Source organism: Sphingorhabdus sp., assembly GCF_040079335.1.
Taxonomy (GTDB): domain Bacteria; phylum Pseudomonadota; class Alphaproteobacteria; order Sphingomonadales; family Sphingomonadaceae; genus Sphingorhabdus_B.
In genome coordinates, this window is the sequence record NZ_JBEBKL010000029.1 from 1 (window position 1) to 17,213 (window position 17,213).

Annotated in this window: 14 protein-coding genes and 1 riboswitch; all 14 genes read left to right on the forward strand. The window is 59.6% G+C overall.

The window, feature by feature from the left end; genetic code table 11:
* Positions 1–116: 116 nt before the first annotated feature.
* The 14 genes from murG (at position 117) to gcvPB (ending at position 17,127) form a co-directional block, all read left to right on the forward strand.
* Complete coding sequence (gene murG / locus ABL922_RS09305; RefSeq protein ID WP_349023937.1) at positions 117–1,298, forward strand: undecaprenyldiphospho-muramoylpentapeptide beta-N-acetylglucosaminyltransferase; 1,182 nt, start codon at positions 117–119, stop codon at positions 1,296–1,298.
* Positions 1,298–2,704: a UDP-N-acetylmuramate--L-alanine ligase gene (gene murC / locus ABL922_RS09310; protein ID WP_349023938.1), complete on the forward strand. Its 1,407-nt coding sequence runs from the start codon at positions 1,298–1,300 to the stop codon at positions 2,702–2,704. Before murG ends, murC begins: the two co-directional genes overlap by 1 nt.
* Positions 2,701–3,600 (forward strand): UDP-N-acetylmuramate dehydrogenase, encoded by a 900-nt coding sequence (gene murB / locus ABL922_RS09315; RefSeq protein WP_349023939.1) that lies wholly within the window; start codon positions 2,701–2,703, stop codon positions 3,598–3,600. Before murC ends, murB begins: the two co-directional genes overlap by 4 nt.
* Positions 3,597–4,520: a D-alanine--D-alanine ligase gene (locus tag ABL922_RS09320; RefSeq protein WP_349023940.1), complete on the forward strand. Its 924-nt coding sequence runs from the start codon at positions 3,597–3,599 to the stop codon at positions 4,518–4,520. Before murB ends, ABL922_RS09320 begins: the two co-directional genes overlap by 4 nt.
* Positions 4,517–5,437, forward strand: a complete 921-nt coding sequence (locus tag ABL922_RS09325; RefSeq protein WP_349023941.1) for a cell division protein FtsQ/DivIB — start codon at positions 4,517–4,519, stop codon at positions 5,435–5,437. The genes ABL922_RS09320 and ABL922_RS09325 overlap by 4 nt, the downstream gene beginning before the upstream one ends.
* On the forward strand, positions 5,437–6,693 hold the full coding sequence (gene ftsA / locus ABL922_RS09330) for a cell division protein FtsA (protein ID WP_349023942.1): 1,257 nt from the start codon (positions 5,437–5,439) through the stop codon (positions 6,691–6,693). The genes ABL922_RS09325 and ftsA overlap by 1 nt, the downstream gene beginning before the upstream one ends.
* A 137-nt stretch (positions 6,694–6,830) precedes the next feature.
* Positions 6,831–8,294, forward strand: coding sequence for a cell division protein FtsZ (gene ftsZ / locus ABL922_RS09335; protein ID WP_349023943.1), 1,464 nt, complete (start codon positions 6,831–6,833; stop codon positions 8,292–8,294).
* A gap of 105 nt (positions 8,295–8,399) precedes the next feature.
* On the forward strand, positions 8,400–10,397 hold the full coding sequence (locus ABL922_RS09340) for a hypothetical protein (protein WP_349023944.1): 1,998 nt from the start codon (positions 8,400–8,402) through the stop codon (positions 10,395–10,397).
* A gap of 41 nt (positions 10,398–10,438) precedes the next feature.
* On the forward strand, positions 10,439–11,605 hold the full coding sequence (locus ABL922_RS09345; protein ID WP_349023969.1) for a deoxyguanosinetriphosphate triphosphohydrolase: 1,167 nt from the start codon (positions 10,439–10,441) through the stop codon (positions 11,603–11,605).
* A complete protein-coding gene (locus ABL922_RS09350) occupies positions 11,602–12,258 on the forward strand; it encodes an NAD(P)H-binding protein (RefSeq protein WP_349023945.1) in 657 nt (218 codons plus the stop codon). Before ABL922_RS09345 ends, ABL922_RS09350 begins: the two co-directional genes overlap by 4 nt.
* A gap of 35 nt (positions 12,259–12,293) precedes the next feature.
* A riboswitch (glycine riboswitch) is annotated at positions 12,294–12,395 on the forward strand.
* A gap of 124 nt (positions 12,396–12,519) precedes the next feature.
* The gene (gcvT, locus tag ABL922_RS09355; RefSeq protein ID WP_349023946.1) at positions 12,520–13,656 is read left to right on the forward strand and encodes a glycine cleavage system aminomethyltransferase GcvT; all 1,137 of its coding nucleotides are present in this window, start codon (positions 12,520–12,522) and stop codon (positions 13,654–13,656) included.
* A 42-nt stretch (positions 13,657–13,698) separates the two neighbouring features.
* A complete protein-coding gene (gcvH, locus tag ABL922_RS09360; RefSeq protein ID WP_349023947.1) occupies positions 13,699–14,070 on the forward strand; it encodes a glycine cleavage system protein GcvH in 372 nt (123 codons plus the stop codon).
* Positions 14,071–14,188: 118 nt separating this feature from the next.
* Complete coding sequence (gene gcvPA / locus ABL922_RS09365) at positions 14,189–15,559, forward strand: aminomethyl-transferring glycine dehydrogenase subunit GcvPA (RefSeq protein ID WP_349023948.1); 1,371 nt, start codon at positions 14,189–14,191, stop codon at positions 15,557–15,559.
* The gene (gene gcvPB / locus ABL922_RS09370; RefSeq protein WP_349023949.1) at positions 15,556–17,127 is read left to right on the forward strand and encodes an aminomethyl-transferring glycine dehydrogenase subunit GcvPB; all 1,572 of its coding nucleotides are present in this window, start codon (positions 15,556–15,558) and stop codon (positions 17,125–17,127) included. The genes gcvPA and gcvPB overlap by 4 nt, the downstream gene beginning before the upstream one ends.
* Positions 17,128–17,213 lie beyond the last annotated feature (86 nt).

A 17,213-nucleotide genomic window follows, 5' to 3' on the forward strand; every position in this document is an offset into this window, starting at 1 on the left:
CATGGCAGCGTTGCTCGTCGGTCACGATGGAAAGCCATTGCTCCCTCCTCGCGCCTTGCCCTGAGCCAAAATCGACTCCGTCATGTGCCTCTATATAGTCTGGAAAGACCCTGGCCATGAGCGTATCGCGCAATTTCGTTCTCGCCGCTGGCGGCACTGGCGGCCATATCATCCCGGCCTATGCCTTGGGTGCCGAGTTGATGCGGCGCGGGCATCAGGTTGCGCTGATTACCGACAATCGTGGATCGACTATTCCCGGCTGCCCCGATGGCATGGAAATGCACATCATGCCCGCAGGCAGAGTAGCAGGTGGCCCGCGCGGCTGGCTCGCGGCGGCGCGGAATATCTGGCGTGGGCGGGGAATGGCGCGCGCCCTCTTCAACGAATTTGATCCGACCGCGGTTGTCGGTTTTGGTGGCTATCCGGCGCTGCCTGCATTGCTCGCGGCTTTTACCAACAAGGTGCCGACGATCATCCATGAACAGAATGCGGTGCTCGGTAGGGTGAACCGGCTGGTTGCTGGCAAGGTCAATGCCATTGCCACCGCCTATCCCGATGTTCAGCGGGTGAAACCGGCGCATCAGGACAAGGTCCATCTGGTCGGCAATCCGGTGCGCGCAGAAGTCATCGCATTGCGCGATGAGCCTTTTCCGCCCTTTATAGAGGACGGCGTTTTTCGCGTGCTCGTGACCGGCGGAAGTCAGGGCGCGTCAATCCTGTCTGAAGTGGTGCCCGATGCGCTGGCACGGTTACCGCTCAATTTGCGCCGTCGGCTGCAAGTCACCCAGCAATGCCGCGCTGAAGATCTCGAGACCGTGCGCAAAACCTATGCCGATCATCAGATCCCCGCGCAGCTTGCGACCTATTTGGAGGATTTCCCTGAAAGACTCGGCTGGTCGCATCTGGTGATCGGGCGGGCAGGGGCCTCGACTATTGCCGAACTGACCTGCGCGGGCCGCCCGGCAATATTGGTCCCGCTACCCTCGGCGATGGATAATCATCAGGCATATAATGTCAGCGAGATGGTCAAGGCAGGCGGCGCGCGGGCGATCAACCAATCGGGTTTCACACCGGTCGAACTGGCCAAGCAGATCCAAAAAATGGCACTCATCCCCGAAACGCTTCAAAATGCGGCACGTGCCGCGAAAAGCTGCGGGCGGCCCGATGCGGTGCACGATTTGGCCGATCTGGTCGAATCCTTCGGACGCGCACCGCTGATGCATACAATCTCGACAAAAGAACAATCGGGCCTTGGTTTCGGTAGCGCAGAACCCGCCCTCGCACGGAAAGCAGTTTAATGAAGGGTGTGGGCACCGACATCGGCACGATCCATTTTGTCGGCATCGGCGGCATCGGCATGTCCGGCATTGCCGAGGTAATGCACAATCTGGGCTATTCGGTGCAGGGCAGCGACATTGCCGAGGGCTATGTGATCGAAGGGCTACGCAGCCGCGGCATCAAGGTGATGATCGGCCATGCCGCCGAAAATCTGGGCAATGCCGCAGTTGTGGTCACTTCTACAGCCGTGAAGCGCGGTAACCCGGAGGTTGAGGCTGCGCTCGAACGCCGCATCCCGCTGGTCCGCCGCGCCGAAATGCTCGCCGAGCTGATGCGGCTGAAATATACTGTTGCGGTGGCGGGTACCCATGGCAAGACCACGACAACCTCGCTGATTGCCGCCATGCTCGACGCTGGTGGGCTTGACCCCACTGTGATCAACGGTGGCATTATCAACAATTACGGCTCGAACGCGCGTCTGGGCGACAGCGACTGGATGGTGGTCGAGGCCGACGAGAGCGACGGCAGCTTCCTGCGGCTCGATGGCACGATTGCAGTCGTCACCAATATCGATCCCGAACATCTCGATCATTATGGCGATTTCGATACGGCCAAGGCGGCCTATATCGAGTTCATTGAGAATGTGCCCTTTTATGGCGTTGCCATCCTCTGTCTCGACCATCCGGAGGTGCAGGCGATCATCCCGCGCATCCGCGACCGCCGCATCCTGACCTATGGTTTCTCCGCACAGGCCGATGTGCGTGCGGACAATGTCCGCCCCGAACTCGGTGGCAACACCTTCCACGTCGTGATCCGCGCCCGCGATGGCAGCAAGCGCGAGATTGCGGACGTGTTCCTGCCAATGTCGGGCCGCCACAATGTGCAAAACGCGCTGGCCGCCATTGCCGTCGGCCTCGAACGCGGGATGACCGATGAACAGGTGCAGGCGGGCTTTGCAAAATTTGGCGGAGTCAAAAGGCGCTTCACCAAAGTGGGTGAGGTCGACGGCGTGACCATCATCGACGACTATGGCCACCACCCGGTTGAAATCCGCGCAGTGCTCTCTGCTGCACGCGAAGGTGTGAAAGGCCGCGTGATCGCGGTGTGTCAGCCGCACCGCTATTCGCGGCTCGGCAATCTGATGGAAGATTTCGCGACCGCCTTCAATGATGCGGATACCGTCTATATCTCGCCGGTCTATGCGGCGGGCGAGGCCCCGATCGAAGGCGTCAGCAGTGCCGAACTGGTCGGCAAGATCAAGCGTCGCGGGCATCACAATGCGCAGGAAATTGAAAGCGCCGAGGCGCTGGCGAAGGAATTGGCGGGGACCACCCGCGAAGGCGATCTGGTCGTCTGCCTCGGCGCGGGCGACATCACCAAATGGGCCGCTGGTCTTTCCGATGCCATCAAAAAGGCGCGTGCATGAATGTATGCTACGCCTTACCACCGGTGCGCGGAAAGCTGACGCACGATGCGCCGCTCGCGCCGCTCGTGTGGTTCAAGAGCGGTGGCGCAGCCGAATGGCTGTTTGAGCCTGCCGATGCGAAGGACTTGGCCGATTTCCTTTACGCGCTCGACCCGTCGGTGCCGGTGATGGCGCTCGGCTTGGGTTCGAACCTGATCGTGCGCGATGGCGGCGTTTCGGGCGTGGTGGTGCGATTGGGCAAGGCCTTTGCCAAAGTCTCGAAGGTTGACGATGTCACGCTCGATTGCAGGGCAGGGGCCAGCGGTATTCTCGTTTCCTCCACCGCGCGTGATAACGGCATAGCGGGAATGGAATTCCTCCGTTCGATCCCGGGCACTGTCGGCGGTTTCGTCCGCATGAATGGCGGGGCCTATGGCGGTGAGGTGAAGGACATACTTGTCGATTGCGATGTGGTGTTACGCAACGGCGATTTGATAACTTTGCCGGTCGAAGAGCTGCACTACAGCTATCGCCACAGCGAACTGCCCGATGGCGCGATCGTCGTCGGCGCACGTTTTCGTGGGAAACCCGGCGAACCCGAAGCCATCCAGACCGAGATGGATCGCATCTCGGCCAGCCGCGAGGCATCGCAGCCGCTGCGTTCGAAAACCGGCGGTTCAACCTTCAAAAACCCCGACGGACAAAAGGCCTGGCAGCTTGTCGATGAAGCTGGCTGCCGCGGCCTCCAGATCGGCGGCGCGCAGGTTTCGGAAAAGCACACCAACTTCCTCATCAACACCGGCGACGCCACCAGCGCAGATATTGAGGAACTGGGCGAGGAAGTCCGCCGCCGTGTGAAGGCAAAATCGGGCGTCGATCTGCATTGGGAAATACAAAGAGTAGGAAAAGCAAAGTGAGCGAGCCGGTCCATGTTGCAGTATTGATGGGTGGCTGGTCTAAAGAGCGCCCGGTGTCCCTGATGAGCGGCAACGACGTGGCCGCTGCACTCGAAAAGGTCGGTTATAAGGTAACAAAGGTCGATATGGACCGCAACGTCGCGCAAGTGCTTGCCGGTTTGCGCCCCAACGTCGTGTTTAACGCGCTGCACGGCGTTCCGGGCGAGGATGGCAGCGTGCAGGGCATGCTCGATCTGATGCAAATTCCCTATACGCACAGCGGTATGGTCACCTCGGTGATCGCGATCGACAAGGAACTGACCAAGCAGCGGTTGGTGCCCGGTGGCATCCCGATGCCCAAAGGTACGATGGTCGAAAGCGAAAGCCTCTATCTAGGCGATCCGCTGCCGCGTCCCTATGTGCTGAAGCCGGTCAACGAGGGCAGCTCGGTTGGAGTTGCTATCGTCAAGGCTGATAGCAATTACGGCTCGCCCATCGCGCGTGACGCGACGGGCCCGTGGCAAGAATTCGATACTCTGCTCGCCGAACCCTTCATCAAGGGGCGCGAATTGACCGTTGCCGTGCTTGGCGGCAAACCGCTCTGCGTTACCGAACTCAAGCCCAAAAGTGGCTTCTATGATTTCGACGCCAAATATACCGATGGCCTGACCGAACATATCTGCCCTGCCGAAATCCCCAAGGATATTGAAGATTATATGATGGAGTTGGCGCAGCGCGCGCACGAATTGCTCGGTTGCAAGGGCGCGTCGCGCACCGATTTCCGCTGGGATGATGAACTGGGCCGCGATGGTGTATTCGTGCTCGAGACCAACACCCAGCCTGGCATGACCCCGTTGAGCCTTGTTCCCGAACAGGCCAAGCAAATGGGGATCAGCTATGAACAACTGGTCGACATCCTCGTCAAGGAGGCGTTGGCATGAAGACGGCTACGGCACGCAAGGCTCCTGCCAAGGCGCGCAAGCCTGCGCCGCGCAAAAAGGTCAGGCAAGTCAGCATCATGGATCGCCTGCTCCGCATCCTGCCCTTCACCGAACAGGATATCCAGCGGGTGCTGACTTGGGGCGTGCTGGCCGTGCTGCTGGTGATCGCACTGATTGTCGCCAACTGGTTCGGTGTCCCGCAGGCCGCCTATCAGCAATATGCCCAGGTCGCCGCCAAGGCCGGGTTCGAAGTGAAGCGCGTCGAGATTACTGGCATGGACCGTGTCGACCAGCTTAAGGTGTACGACATCGTGCTCGCCGAAAAGGACCGGGCGATGCCGCTGGTCGATATCGACAAAATCCGCGCCGACCTGATCGAATATGGCTGGATCAAGGATGTGCGGGTTACCCGTCGTCTGCCGGATACGCTGGTGGTCGATATATTGGAACGCAAACCCACGGCGGTGTGGCATCGAAACGGGGTCTTTTCGCTGATCGATGATCAGGGCACCGAGCTCGAAAAAATATCGCGCGCAGAGATCGGTGGCTTACCTGTCATCAACGGCGATGGCGCCGACCGGCAAGTGGTTGCGCTGGCCAAGCTGCTCGACAGCGCCCAGTCGCTCAAGGATCAGGTGGCTGGCGCCAGCTGGGTGGGAAATCGCCGCTGGGATCTGCGCTTCAAGACCGGCGAAACCTTGTCGCTGCCCGAGGGGGACAATCTGGCGGCGCAGGCGCTCGTCAACTTCACCCGCATGGACGGGGTGCATCGTCTGCTGGGCCGTGACATCATCCATTTCGACCTGCGCGACCCCGAACGCGCCTATATGCGCCGCGCGGCGAAGGAAAAGCCGGTTGAAATCAAGCCAAGCGAAAAGCCGTCTGCCGATGCCGGGGAAAGCGGGGATGCGGCCTGATGGCGGTGCGGTACGACAAGATTATTTCCACGCTCGATATTGGCTCTTCAAAGGTTTCCGCGCTGATTGCCGGGGTCGATGAAGGCGGGGCGATCCACGTGCTGGGTACGGGCCAGCGCGAAAGCAAGGGCGTGGTGCGCGGCTGCATATCCGACATGCAACTGGCGGAGCTTTCGGTTCGTCATGCGGTCGAGCAGGCGGAACGGATTGCAGGCATCAATATCGATCGTGTCTGGATGGGCATGTCTGCCGGCGGTTTGGATAGCCTTCTCTCTCCGGTCGAGATTGATCTGGGTGGTGACAAGGTCGAGCAAGCCGATATTGACGACCTGCTGACCGCCGGTCGCGCCAATATCGATACCCGCGGCAAGGTTGTGCTGCATGTCAGCCCGACGCTTTATGCACTCGATGGCAATGGTGGAGTTGCCAATCCGCTGGGGCTTTATGCTGATCGGGTAGGCGTAGAAATCCACGCGGTGCTGGCGGATCCTGCACCAGTGCGCAATCTGGATATGACCGCGCGTGCCTCGCATCTCGGGGTCGATGCCATTGTTGCATCCCCGGTTGCCGCTGGGCTCGCTTGCCTGAGCGCCGAAGAGCGCGAACTGGGCGTTGCGATGGTCGAAATGGGTGCGGCGGTTACCAATGTTTCGGTGTTCATTGGCGGCATGCTGGCCGGGCTTGTCACCCTCAACCATGGTGGCGCAGACATTACCGACGAAATTGCCTCAGTCTTTGGTATTCGCCGTGCCGAAGCCGAACGCCTCAAATGCTTTCACGGGTCGGCCATCACTTCGCCGCGTGACCATCAGGAAAGCCTCGACGTCGGGCCACCCGGTGATCCCTCGCAGGCTGAACGGCCAAAGATCACCCGTGCTCAGCTCAATTCGATCATCTCGCAGCGCATCGATACAATGGTGGCCGATATTGGTCGCGCCTTGAAGGAAATGGGCTTTTCCAATCCGGGAAAACACCATGTAGTCCTGACGGGTGGCGGTGCCGAATTGAAGGGGCTTGCGGACCATATGCAGGCGGCACTGGGGCGTATGGTGCGCATTGGTCGGCCGACCGAGCTGCCCGGCCTGCCCGATGCCCATTCCGGACCAGCATTTTCGACGATGGCAGGTCTGGCGCTTTATGCCAATTCGAACCCATCCGATCTGCGCTTAGGCCTGCAAGGCTCTGATAGTGCTATAAAATCTACTAATACCGGCGTTATCGCGCGCATCATGCAGGCTATCCGCGAGAACCTCTAGCCGCGCCACAAGAACAACCCGTAGCCTGTGGGTAACTTTTACGTGTTTTGCCCTGAATTTTGTGCCACAAGACACAGTTAACGGGGGTTTTTGAACTTCTTTTACTTATGCCAGACCGGCCAAGGGAGTGAACAGGAATGAGCATCAACATCGGTCCGCCAGTTGTCGATGAACTGAAGCCCAAAATTGCAGTCATCGGTGTCGGCGGGGCAGGGGGCAATGCCATCGCCAACATGATCGGCGCACGCGTAGAAGGTGTCGATTTCGTCGTCGCCAATACCGACGCTCAAGCGCTCAACGCATCGCCTGCCGAATATCGTATCCAGCTTGGTCCCGACATCACCCAAGGCCTTGGTGCGGGTTCGCGCCCGGAAGTTGGTCGTGCCGCGGCTGAAGAAACTATTGAGCAGGTCAAAAGTGCACTGCAGGGTGCGCATATGTGCTTTATCGCCGCTGGTATGGGCGGCGGCACCGGTACCGGTGCGGCGCCAGTTATCGCCCGCGCTGCGCGCGAAATGAACATTCTGACCGTTGGTGTCGTCACCAAGCCCTTCCTGTTCGAAGGATCGCGCCGCATGCGTTCGGCGGATTCGGGGATTGCTGAACTGCAGCAGCATGTCGACACGCTGATCGTCATTCCAAACCAGAATTTGTTCCTTGTCGCCAACCCCAATACCACCTTCAAGGAAGCCTTCCTGCTTGCCGATGAAGTGCTGCAACAGGGTGTGCGTGGTATCACCGACCTGATGGTCATGCCCGGCCTGATCAATCTCGACTTCGCCGACGTGCGCTCAGTGATGCACGAAATGGGCAAGGCGATGATGGGCACGGGCGAAGCCGAAGGCGATGGCCGCGCATTGGAGGCCGCCGAACGGGCGATCGCCAATCCGCTGCTCGACGGTGTGTCGATGCAGGGTGCAAAGGGCGTCATCATCTCGATCACCGGTGGCGAAGATATGCGGCTGATGGAAGTCGACGAGGCGGCTAACCATATCCGCGAATTGGTCGACCCCGATGCGAACATAATCTGGGGTTCAGCATTCAACGAAAATCTCAACGGCAAGATCCGTGTCTCGGTCGTCGCCACAGGGATCGATCAGGACGGTGAGGCAGCCCAGCCCGCACGTTCCTACGCATTTGACAGCCGCCCAGCGACACCACTGGGTGGATATGCAACTCCTCCGGCCGCTGTGGAGCCAGAGCCGGCGATAGAGGAACCGCTTGAACTTTCGGATCAAGAATATCAGCCGTCTGCAGAAGCCGAAGCCTCAGCTTTCGACTATAGTGAAGAATCGGCGGAAGAAGATGATGGCGTTCTGGATCTTGCCGAACCGGCGCCAGCAACTGAAGAAGCTGAGTTTGAGCTTGGCGAATACCATGTCGAACAGGAGGAGCCGGTTGCAGAGGCTGCACCTGCTTATGGGGAGGGACAGGACGATTCTGCTCCGGCTGCACCGCGCGTATCGACCGGTGGCGGCACTTTGTTCGAACGGATGTCGAGCCTTTCTCGGGGCCTGACCCGCGGCAATGACGAACCCGAAGAGGATACTACCGGCGGGGTCAACATACCTCGTTTCCTCGATCGCCAGAGCAATAGCTGATTAAATACGCGCCGGATAAGCCGCTTGTCGAGCATGCGGCACAATCCGGCGCGCTTTGATGCGTAGTGATTGCAATTTCGCCATGCGCATCACATTTGCGGGCCAATGATATATATGAAACGGGTCCCGCTTACTCTTGCACTGGCGATAGTTCTGGCAGCGCCGATCGCTGCGCAGGATGCCGATGAAAGCGTGCTCGACCAGTTCGATCAGGCCAAGCCGCAAGTTAAACCGGCATATGACTCCCCTGCTTCGATCGAACTACGCGATGCAGTGCGCCGTATGGCATTGCGCCCATCAGACCCGGCAGCGCTAACCGATGCAGGGCATGCGTCGCTGAAATTGGGCGATGCGGCTGCTGCGCTTAACTTCTTTACCCGAGCAAACAGCATCCAACCCGGCAATTCGCGGACGATAGCGGGGCTGGGTTCGGCGATGGTGCGAACTGAAAACCCCTTTGAAGCACTTCGCTATTTTGACGATGCGATCCGGCTTGGTGCCACCGAACGCTCAATCGCGCTCGATCGGGCGCTGGCGTTTGACCTGCTCGGCAATTTTGCCCGCGCGCATCAGGATTATCAATTGGCGCGCAGCTTTGGCGACAGTGACGATCTGACCCGCCGCTATGCCATGTCGCTATCGATGGCGGGCAAAGCGAACGAGGCGGATGGCTTGCTGGTGCCTTTGCTCCAACGCAACGACCCGGAGGCATGGCGCGCCCGTTCGATGATGCTGGCAGCACGCGGCAATTTGAAGGAAGCCATGCAGATTGCGGAAGGCTTCCTTTCGCCCGAATCCGCTCGGCGGATGGAGGGTTTCCTCCGCCAGATGCCCAGAATGACCGATGCGCAACGTGCGGCGGCAATGCATTTCGGCCATTTTCCGGTTGGCCGGATTGGCGAAGATACGCCCGAATTGCGCCAAATTGCGGCTGCGACTGGAACAACCAAAGTTGCCAGCGCCGCGACAGGCCAAGATCGTTTGATACCTTCAGGACAACCCCTCGGTAATTCTTCCAAAAAGCCGTCTTCAACCAAAAAGGACGAAAAGAAGCCCAAGCCTGGCGAAACAAGAGTGGCGCGCAATGATGCCAAGCCCGGTTTCTCGACAGCGTCCGCGCAGCAAAAAGTTGATGAAGCGTCGAAGGCCAAGCAGGTCGTCCTTTCAACAGCGCAACTTCCTCCCCCCGATGCGGCGCGCGCGCCTGTACGCATCATCTTGCCGGGCAGCACGCCGCCACCATCACCTCCGCCTTCCGTGGCAATTGCGACGCCGACGGTGAATAGGCCAGCATCAATTCCCGCCGAAACCAGCACAGTCGTCACGCCGAAAAGCGCGATCGATGAAGTGCGCCAGCGGCAAGTGACTGCATCCGAGCCAATTCCTGCGCCTGTGCGGAGCGATCCCGTCGCTGTCACCCCGCCAGCCGCCAAACCCCCGGTTATCATTTCTGCCCCGGCTGAAACACGGGTTGCTGAGAATCTGATTGTCGAGCCCGCGCCGCAGACCACACAACCGGCCGTTCAAGGGCCTGTTCTGGATGGCGGATCACCGGCGGTAGTATCGGGTGCTCCGGTTGCAACGGCAGAAGCGCTGCCTCCGGTCACATTGCCGCCGGTGCAGCAGGCCGAACCTGTAAAGACCGCTTCTTTCGATCTGGACGCTTTGGTGCAGTCGATTGAAATTCCTGAAAGCGAACAGAAACGCACCGTCGCGCCGGTTGATCTGAAAGCGATTCAGAAGGCCCAAGCCAAGGCTGATACAGCCGCAGCAACTGCGGCCAAAGACCCGAAAACTGGGAAACCCAAGGTCGAACCCAAAGCGCCGCCGCAACCCGCGCGCATTTGGGTGCAGGTGGCAACGGGGGCTGAAGCGGCACTCGGCGGTGACTATCGCCGCTTTGCCAAAAAATCGCCCGAACTGTTCAAGGGTAAGGAAGGCTGGACCTCGGTCTGGGGCAAATCGAGCCGCTTGCTGGTCGGGCCATTTGCTGACGCCAAGACTGCAAAAAAATGGGAAGCCGATTACCGTAAGGCAGGCGGCAATGGCTTTGTCTGGAACAGCGAGAATGGCACCATTGTGAAGAAACTGGGCGGCAAATAGCGGCTGGTTTTGTTAACGCCTCTGGTGCAAAGCGCATGCCCATGCACAGCCGCGCATCTTTTGCCTGCATTCCCGACACAAGCCGTGGAAGGCTCCATCCTGAACCGGGTGGCGAGGCGCGCGGGCCGCGCAATATCTTCCAGCGTGATCGCGACCGGATCATCCACTCAATCGCCTTTCGCCGTCTGCGCTACAAGACGCAGGTGTTCATCGCGCCCGACGGCGATCATTACCGTGTTCGCCTGACCCACAGCCTCGAGGTTGCCCAGATCGGCCGCACCATTGCGCGGGCGCTCGGGCTGGACGAGGATCTGACCGAAGCACTGTGCTTGGCGCATGATATCGGCCATCCACCCTTCGGCCATGCTGGCGAAGATGCGCTGGAGGCCGCGATGGCACCCTTTGGCGGCTTTGATCACAATGCCCAGACGCTGCGCACGCTCTCGAAGCTGGAAAGCCCTTATCCCTTATGGCCGGGCCTCAATCTCAGCTGGGAATTGATGGAGGGTCTCGCCAAGCATAATGGGCCAGTCCTCGCACCCAACTGGGCGCTTAGCGAAATTGATGCGGAGTTCCCCTTGGGGCTGGCGCTGCACGCGTCTTTGGAAGCCCAGATTGCCTCGATTTCCGACGATATCGCCTATGACAATCATGACATCGACGACGGCATTCGCGCTGGCCTGCTGACGCTAGAGCAATTGCTCGAACTGCCTTTTGTCGAGCGGCGCTGGCGGGCTATATGCGATCGTTATCCGGGCGCGCGGCATGAGACGCTGCTGCGCGAGTTGATCCGTGAGCAGATTGGCGTGATGGTCAATGATGTGATTGAAACCACCAGAGCGCGCATATCCGCTGCGGGTATCGAGACCTCCGACGATGTGCGTGCTGCGGAACGCACCATTGGCGGTTTCTCTGACGAACTGGCAGAGCGCGAGCGCACTCTGAAATCGTTCATGTATGCCAATCTCTATCACCACCCCACCCAGATCAGCGCCGCGGAACGCGCGGCAAAGGCGATTGCCGACTTGTTCGAAGCCTATAGCCGCGATACTGCTTTGCTCCCGCAGGAATGGCGCGAAAGCCTGCCCGTCGAGCAGCCAATGCGTGCGCGCCACATTGGCGATTTCCTTGCCGGGATGACCGACCGTTTCGCGGTCAATTGTCACCGTGACATTTTCGGCGGTGAGCATGAAGGGTTCGGCAAATGACGCGCGTGGTAATTGCAGGTGCAACAGGTCTCATCGGCAAGCAGCTGGTTGTTGCGCTAGCAGGGCACGAGGGCGTTGAATGCCACATCCTCGTCCGCCGTAAACCCGAACGGGTGCCAATGGGCGTGATTGTGCATGAAGCGGCATCGGCGGATTGGGCGAATGAGGTTGCGGCGATCAAAGCAGATGTAGCCATATCCTGTCTCGGCACGACCATGCGCACCGCAGGTTCAAAAGCCGCCTTCCGCGCCATAGATTTCGATCTGGTGACAGGCTTTGCCAAGGCCGCCAAAGATGCAGGTGCCCGGCACATGACTGCCGTTTCCTCGGTTGGTGCTTCGGCAAAAGCTTCCAATTTCTACCTGCAGACCAAGGGCGAAGCCGAAGCGGCTATGGCGCAATTGGGCTTCGACCGTGTTGACTTCCTCCGTCCCGGTCTGCTGACCGGAGGGGAACGCCCCGAAAGCCGCCCGGGAGAGAGCGTGGCGATCATGCTCGCGCCTTTGACAGACCTGCTGATGGTCGGTGGACTTTGCCGTTACCGCTCGATTCCGGCGCTGGCCGTCGCCCAAGCTATCGCTCATCTGGCGCTTGCAGGCGGGCAGGGCCAACATATCCACGAAAATGATGCGATCCGCGCGCTCGCCGGTTGACTCTGCGGCGACCAAAAGCCAAGGCCGAGTCAGTCGCTGACGAAACGGGAGAGTTCCGCCATAGCCGATAGGCGAAGGCGGGCGCCGAAGGAGCAACCGCCCCGGAATCTCTCAGGCAAAAGGACCGTTTTGGCTTTTGCGACACTCTGGAAAGCGTTCCGTGCAAGGCGGGGCCACCGAAGGGGTAAAGCTCTCAGGTATCCGTGACAGAGGGGGCAGGCAGCGACGCGGTCGCTGGCTGAACCTATGTGCGGAGAATTTATGGGCGACGACACCGAAATGCGCGAACTTCCGCTAGGCGATTGGCACCGTGCCAAGGGCGCGAGGATGGTGTCGTTCGCGGGCTATGCGATGCCGATCCAATATGAAGGCATCATGGCCGAACATCTGTGGACCCGCGAAAATGCCGGGTTGTTCGATGTCAGCCATATGGGGCAGTTACTCCTGTCGGGCGAAGGTCTGGACGCTGCAGTCGAGGCGCTGCTGCCAATCGATCTTAGCACGCTCAATCTCGGTGATCAGCGCTATTCACTTCTGCTGGACGAGAACGGGGGTGTGCTCGATGACCTCATGGTCTCGCGCTGGCCGAATAAACTTTTTTTGGTGGTGAATGGCGCGACAAAGTGGGACGATATCGCCCATCTGCGCAAAAACCTGACTGAAGCGGTGACGATCAATCATCTGGAAGATCGGGCGCTGCTTGCCCTTCAGGGGCCAAAAGCCTTTGCTGCCCTCGAACGCCACGTCGTCGGTGAGTGGCCGCTATCAGTGCTGACCTTCATGCATTTCGGCCATTTTGAATTGGACGGCATTCCTGCGGCGATTAGCCGATCTGGCTATACTGGAGAGGACGGGTTCGAGATCTCGATACCAGCCGACCAGGCTGAGAAGGTAGCTGAGTTGCTTTGCAATGAGACCGAAGTGAAACCAATTGGTCTTGGCGCTCGGGATTCGCTGCGGTTAGAGGCCGGGCTGCCTTTATATGGGCACGATCTTTCGCCCGATACCTCTCCGATTGAGGCAGGGCTCATGTTCGGGATCAACAAGCGCCGCCGCAGCGAAGGTGGATTTCCGGGTGCCCAAAGGATCCTCGCAGAGATCGTCGAAGGCCCGCCCCGCAAGCTGGTTGGCCTGTCGGTCGAAGGCAAGATGCCGGTGCGCGAAGGCGCGCCGATCTTTGCGGGTGACACGCAGATCGGGGTTGTCACTTCAGGCGGCTTTGCCCCCAGCGTCGGCGCACCGATTGCCATGGGCTATGTAGCTGCTAACCATAACAGCATCGGAACGCCACTTGAGGCTGAGGTGCGCGGCAAGCGCGTGCCAATGGCCGTCGCGGCCATGCCTTTCATACCCCATCGATATCACCGCAGAGCGATTTCTAGTCAGGCGAAAGCCTGACAAGTCTGAAATCGCGACAACCAAAAAACGAGGAGCGAGCAAATGACCCGTTATTTCACCGACGAGCATGAATGGATCGAAGTCGAAGGCACCACTGCCACGGTTGGTATCACCGACTATGCGCAGGGCCAGTTGGGCGACATCGTGTTTGCTGAAGTGCCTGCAGTTGGTGCGACACTTTCCAAAGGTGGCGATGCGGCGGTTGTTGAATCGGTAAAGGCAGCTTCTGACGTTTATGCGCCGGTTTCGGGTACGGTCACCGAGGGTAATGATGCGCTCGCCGACGATCCGGCGCTGGTGAATAGCGATCCCGAAGGCGCGGGATGGTTCTTCAAGCTTGAACTGAGTGACCCGTCAGAGCTCGACGGGTTGATGGATGCTGCGGCTTACAAGGCATTTGTGGACGGTCTTTGAGAAGTTCCCCTCCCGCTTGCTGGAGGGGTTAGGGAAGGGCCTGTAAGGGCCAGCTCTTCCCCGAATTTCAGGCCCTCCCCCAGCCCCTCCCGCAAGCGGGAGGGGAGAAGGAAAGACGATGCGCTACTTACCCCTGACAGACACCGACCGGCAGGCGATGCTCACCACAATCGGCGCGGCATCGATTGATGACCTGTTTATCGATGTGCCCGAAGAAGCACGGCTCAAAGGGCCGATTGCCGGCCTGCCGATGCATGCGAGCGAGATGGCGGTCGAGCGGCATTTCTCGGCCATGGCGCGTAAGAATATGGCTGCGGCGCATCACCCGTTCTTCCTAGGGGCAGGGGCCTATAAGCACCATGTGCCGGCAAGCGTTGATCATTTGATTCAGCGTGGCGAGTTTCTGACTGCTTACACCCCCTACCAGCCCGAAATCGCGCAGGGCACGCTGCAGATGCTGTTCGAATTCCAGACACAGGTGGCGCGGCTGTTAGGCTGCGATGTTGCCAATGCCTCAATGTATGATGGCTCGACCGCCTGCTGGGAAGCCATCGGGATGGCCGGACGGGTGACCAAGCGGAGCAAGGCCGTCATCTCCTCCGGTCTGCATCCGCATTATGTCAGCGTTGCGAAGACGATGGCGCGGTTTACCGGTGATACACTCGATACCGCATCGCCTGAAATTGACAAAACTGACACCAATCGACTGCTTGCCTCGATCGATGACGAGTCCAGCTGCGTGGTTGTGCAATATCCCGATATTCTTGGCCGCATTGAAGATTTAAGCGCGATAGCTGAGAAAGCACATGAGCATGGTGCGCTGCTCATTGCCGTGGTCACAGAGCCGGTGGCACTGGGTGCGATCAAGGCTCCGGGTGAAATGGGCGCTGATATCGTTGTGGGCGAAGGGCAATCGCTTGGTGTTGGCCTGCAATTTGGCGGGCCTTATGTGGGCCTGTTCGCCTGCAAGGAAAAATTCGTTCGGCAAATGCCCGGTCGCCTTTGCGGCCAGACGGTTGATGCCGAGGGCAAGCGCGGCTTCGTACTGACGCTCTCGACCCGTGAACAGCATATCCGCCGCGAAAAGGCGACCAGCAATATCTGCACCAATTCAGGTCTTTGTGCCCTAGCCTTCAGTATTCATATGAGCTTACTGGGTGAACGTGGCCTGCGCGATCTGGCGGCACTCAACCACGCCAAGGCAGTGCAGGCGTCAGAGCGGCTCACGCAGATCCCCGGCGTAACCTTGGTGAACGACAGCTTCTTCAACGAATTCACGCTGAAACTGCCCGTCAACGCCCGCGATGTGGTGCACAAGCTGGCGGCGAAGAAGGTTCTGGGCGGGGTTTCGCTCGGTCGCCTCTATCCAGGCGAAGCCACCCTTGAGAACGGACTTCTGGTCGCGGTGACCGAAGTGGTCAGCGAGGAGGATATCGAAACATTTGCAACCGCCCTGCAGAAGACGCTTGTTGAGGGAGTTGGGGCATGAGCACGGTAAACGCAAGCGGCTGGAAGCCACAAATGGGCGAAACTGACGTCATGGCGGCAGCAACCTACACCGGAAACCGCGCGCTGATGCTCGAAGAAGCGCTGATTTTCGAGATTGGCGACAGCCACACAACCGGCGTCGATTTCGACCCCGCACCCAAGGTGCAATCGCGCCTCGGCGGGCTGGAGCGCAATCGCGAGATCGGTCTGCCGGGTCTTTCAGAGCCCGAAACGGTGCGCCATTACACCCGCCTGTCGCGGCAGAATTACGCCATCGACCTTGGGCTATTCCCGCTCGGTTCGTGCACGATGAAACACAATCCGCGCCTGAATGAAAAAGTCGCACGGATGAAGGGCTTTGCAGACGTCCACCCGCTGCAACCGCAGGAAACGGTGCAGGGCGCGCTGCAGGTGATAAACGAACTCGCCTTTTGGCTGGTCGACCTGACCGGGATGCAAGGTGTGGCCATGTCGCCCAAGGCAGGCGCACATGGTGAACTCTGCGGTATTCTTGCGATCAAGGCTGCGCTTGATGCGCGCGGCGAAGACCGTCCGGTCATCCTGGTTCCCGAAAGCGCGCACGGCACCAATCCGGCGACAGCGGCTTTTGCGGGCTTCAGCGTGGAGAATATCCCCGCTACGCCTGAAGGTCGCGTTGATGTCGCGGCGCTGAAGGCGCGCCTTGGCCCCGATGTGGCTGGCGTTATGATCACCAACCCCAATACCTGCGGCCTGTTCGAGCGCGATCTGAAGATCATTTCAGACGCGGTGCATGCAGCGGGCGGCTATGTCTATTGCGACGGTGCCAATTTCAACGCCATCGTCGGCCGTGTTCGCCCCGGCGACCTGGGCGTCGATGCGATGCACATCAACCTGCACAAGACCTTCTCGACCCCGCATGGCGGCGGCGGGCCGGGTTCGGGGCCGGTTGTGCTCTCAAAGGCGCTGGCGCCATATGGCCCGATCCCCTTTGTCGCGAAAATGCCCGATGGCAGCTTCAAGCTGTTCGAAGAGGAAGCCGCAGGCGAAATGCATCCCGAAACTTTCGGCCGCATGACTGCATTCCACGGCCAGATGGGCATGTTTACTCGCGCGTTGGCCTATATTCTGAGCCACGGTGCTGACGGCTTGCGTCAAGTGGCCGAGGATGCGGTGCTCAACGCCAATTATATCCTGCGCAGTCTGGAAGGCACGCTTGAGGCTCCCTTTGGCGCATCGGGCCCGTGCATGCACGAGGCATTGTTCACCGATAACGGCCTCGCAGAAGGCTTCTCGACGCTTGATGTGGCCAAGGGGCTGATCGACGAAGGCTATCACCCGATGACGGTCTATTTCCCGCTCGTCGTCCACGGTGCGATGCTGGTCGAGCCGACCGAAACAGAGAGCAAGGCTGCGCTTGACCAGTTCATCGGCGCGCTGCGTTCGGTGGCCAATCGGGCGAAGCAGGGCGATCCGGCACTCAAATCCGCTCCGCACTTTGCACCGCGCCGCCGCCTTGACGAAACGCTGGCGGCACGCAAGCCCACACTAGTGTGGAAGGAAGCCGAGCTGTCCGTAGCGGCAGAGTGATACAAAAAATTTAATCGCACGATTAAACTTCACATTGACAGCCGCGCCCACCTCGCCAATTAGGGGCTGGAGCGGCTGTGCATGTT

Coding starts and splice junctions, on each gene's coding strand:
- ABL922_RS09340 (WP_349023944.1), top strand. CDS start 8,400: ATGATATATATGAAACGGGTCCCGCTTACTCTTGCACTGGCGATAGTT.
- ABL922_RS09350 (WP_349023945.1), top strand. CDS start 11,602: ATGACGCGCGTGGTAATTGCAGGTGCAACAGGTCTCATCGGCAAGCAG.
- gcvPB (WP_349023949.1), top strand. CDS start 15,556: ATGAGCACGGTAAACGCAAGCGGCTGGAAGCCACAAATGGGCGAAACT.
- gcvPA (WP_349023948.1), top strand. CDS start 14,189: ATGCGCTACTTACCCCTGACAGACACCGACCGGCAGGCGATGCTCACC.
- gcvH (WP_349023947.1), top strand. CDS start 13,699: ATGACCCGTTATTTCACCGACGAGCATGAATGGATCGAAGTCGAAGGC.
- ftsA (WP_349023942.1), top strand. CDS start 5,437: ATGGCGGTGCGGTACGACAAGATTATTTCCACGCTCGATATTGGCTCT.
- gcvT (WP_349023946.1), top strand. CDS start 12,520: ATGGGCGACGACACCGAAATGCGCGAACTTCCGCTAGGCGATTGGCAC.
- ftsZ (WP_349023943.1), top strand. CDS start 6,831: ATGAGCATCAACATCGGTCCGCCAGTTGTCGATGAACTGAAGCCCAAA.
- ABL922_RS09325 (WP_349023941.1), top strand. CDS start 4,517: ATGAAGACGGCTACGGCACGCAAGGCTCCTGCCAAGGCGCGCAAGCCT.
- murG (WP_349023937.1), top strand. CDS start 117: ATGAGCGTATCGCGCAATTTCGTTCTCGCCGCTGGCGGCACTGGCGGC.
- murB (WP_349023939.1), top strand. CDS start 2,701: ATGAATGTATGCTACGCCTTACCACCGGTGCGCGGAAAGCTGACGCAC.
- ABL922_RS09345 (WP_349023969.1), top strand. CDS start 10,439: ATGCACAGCCGCGCATCTTTTGCCTGCATTCCCGACACAAGCCGTGGA.
- murC (WP_349023938.1), top strand. CDS start 1,298: ATGAAGGGTGTGGGCACCGACATCGGCACGATCCATTTTGTCGGCATC.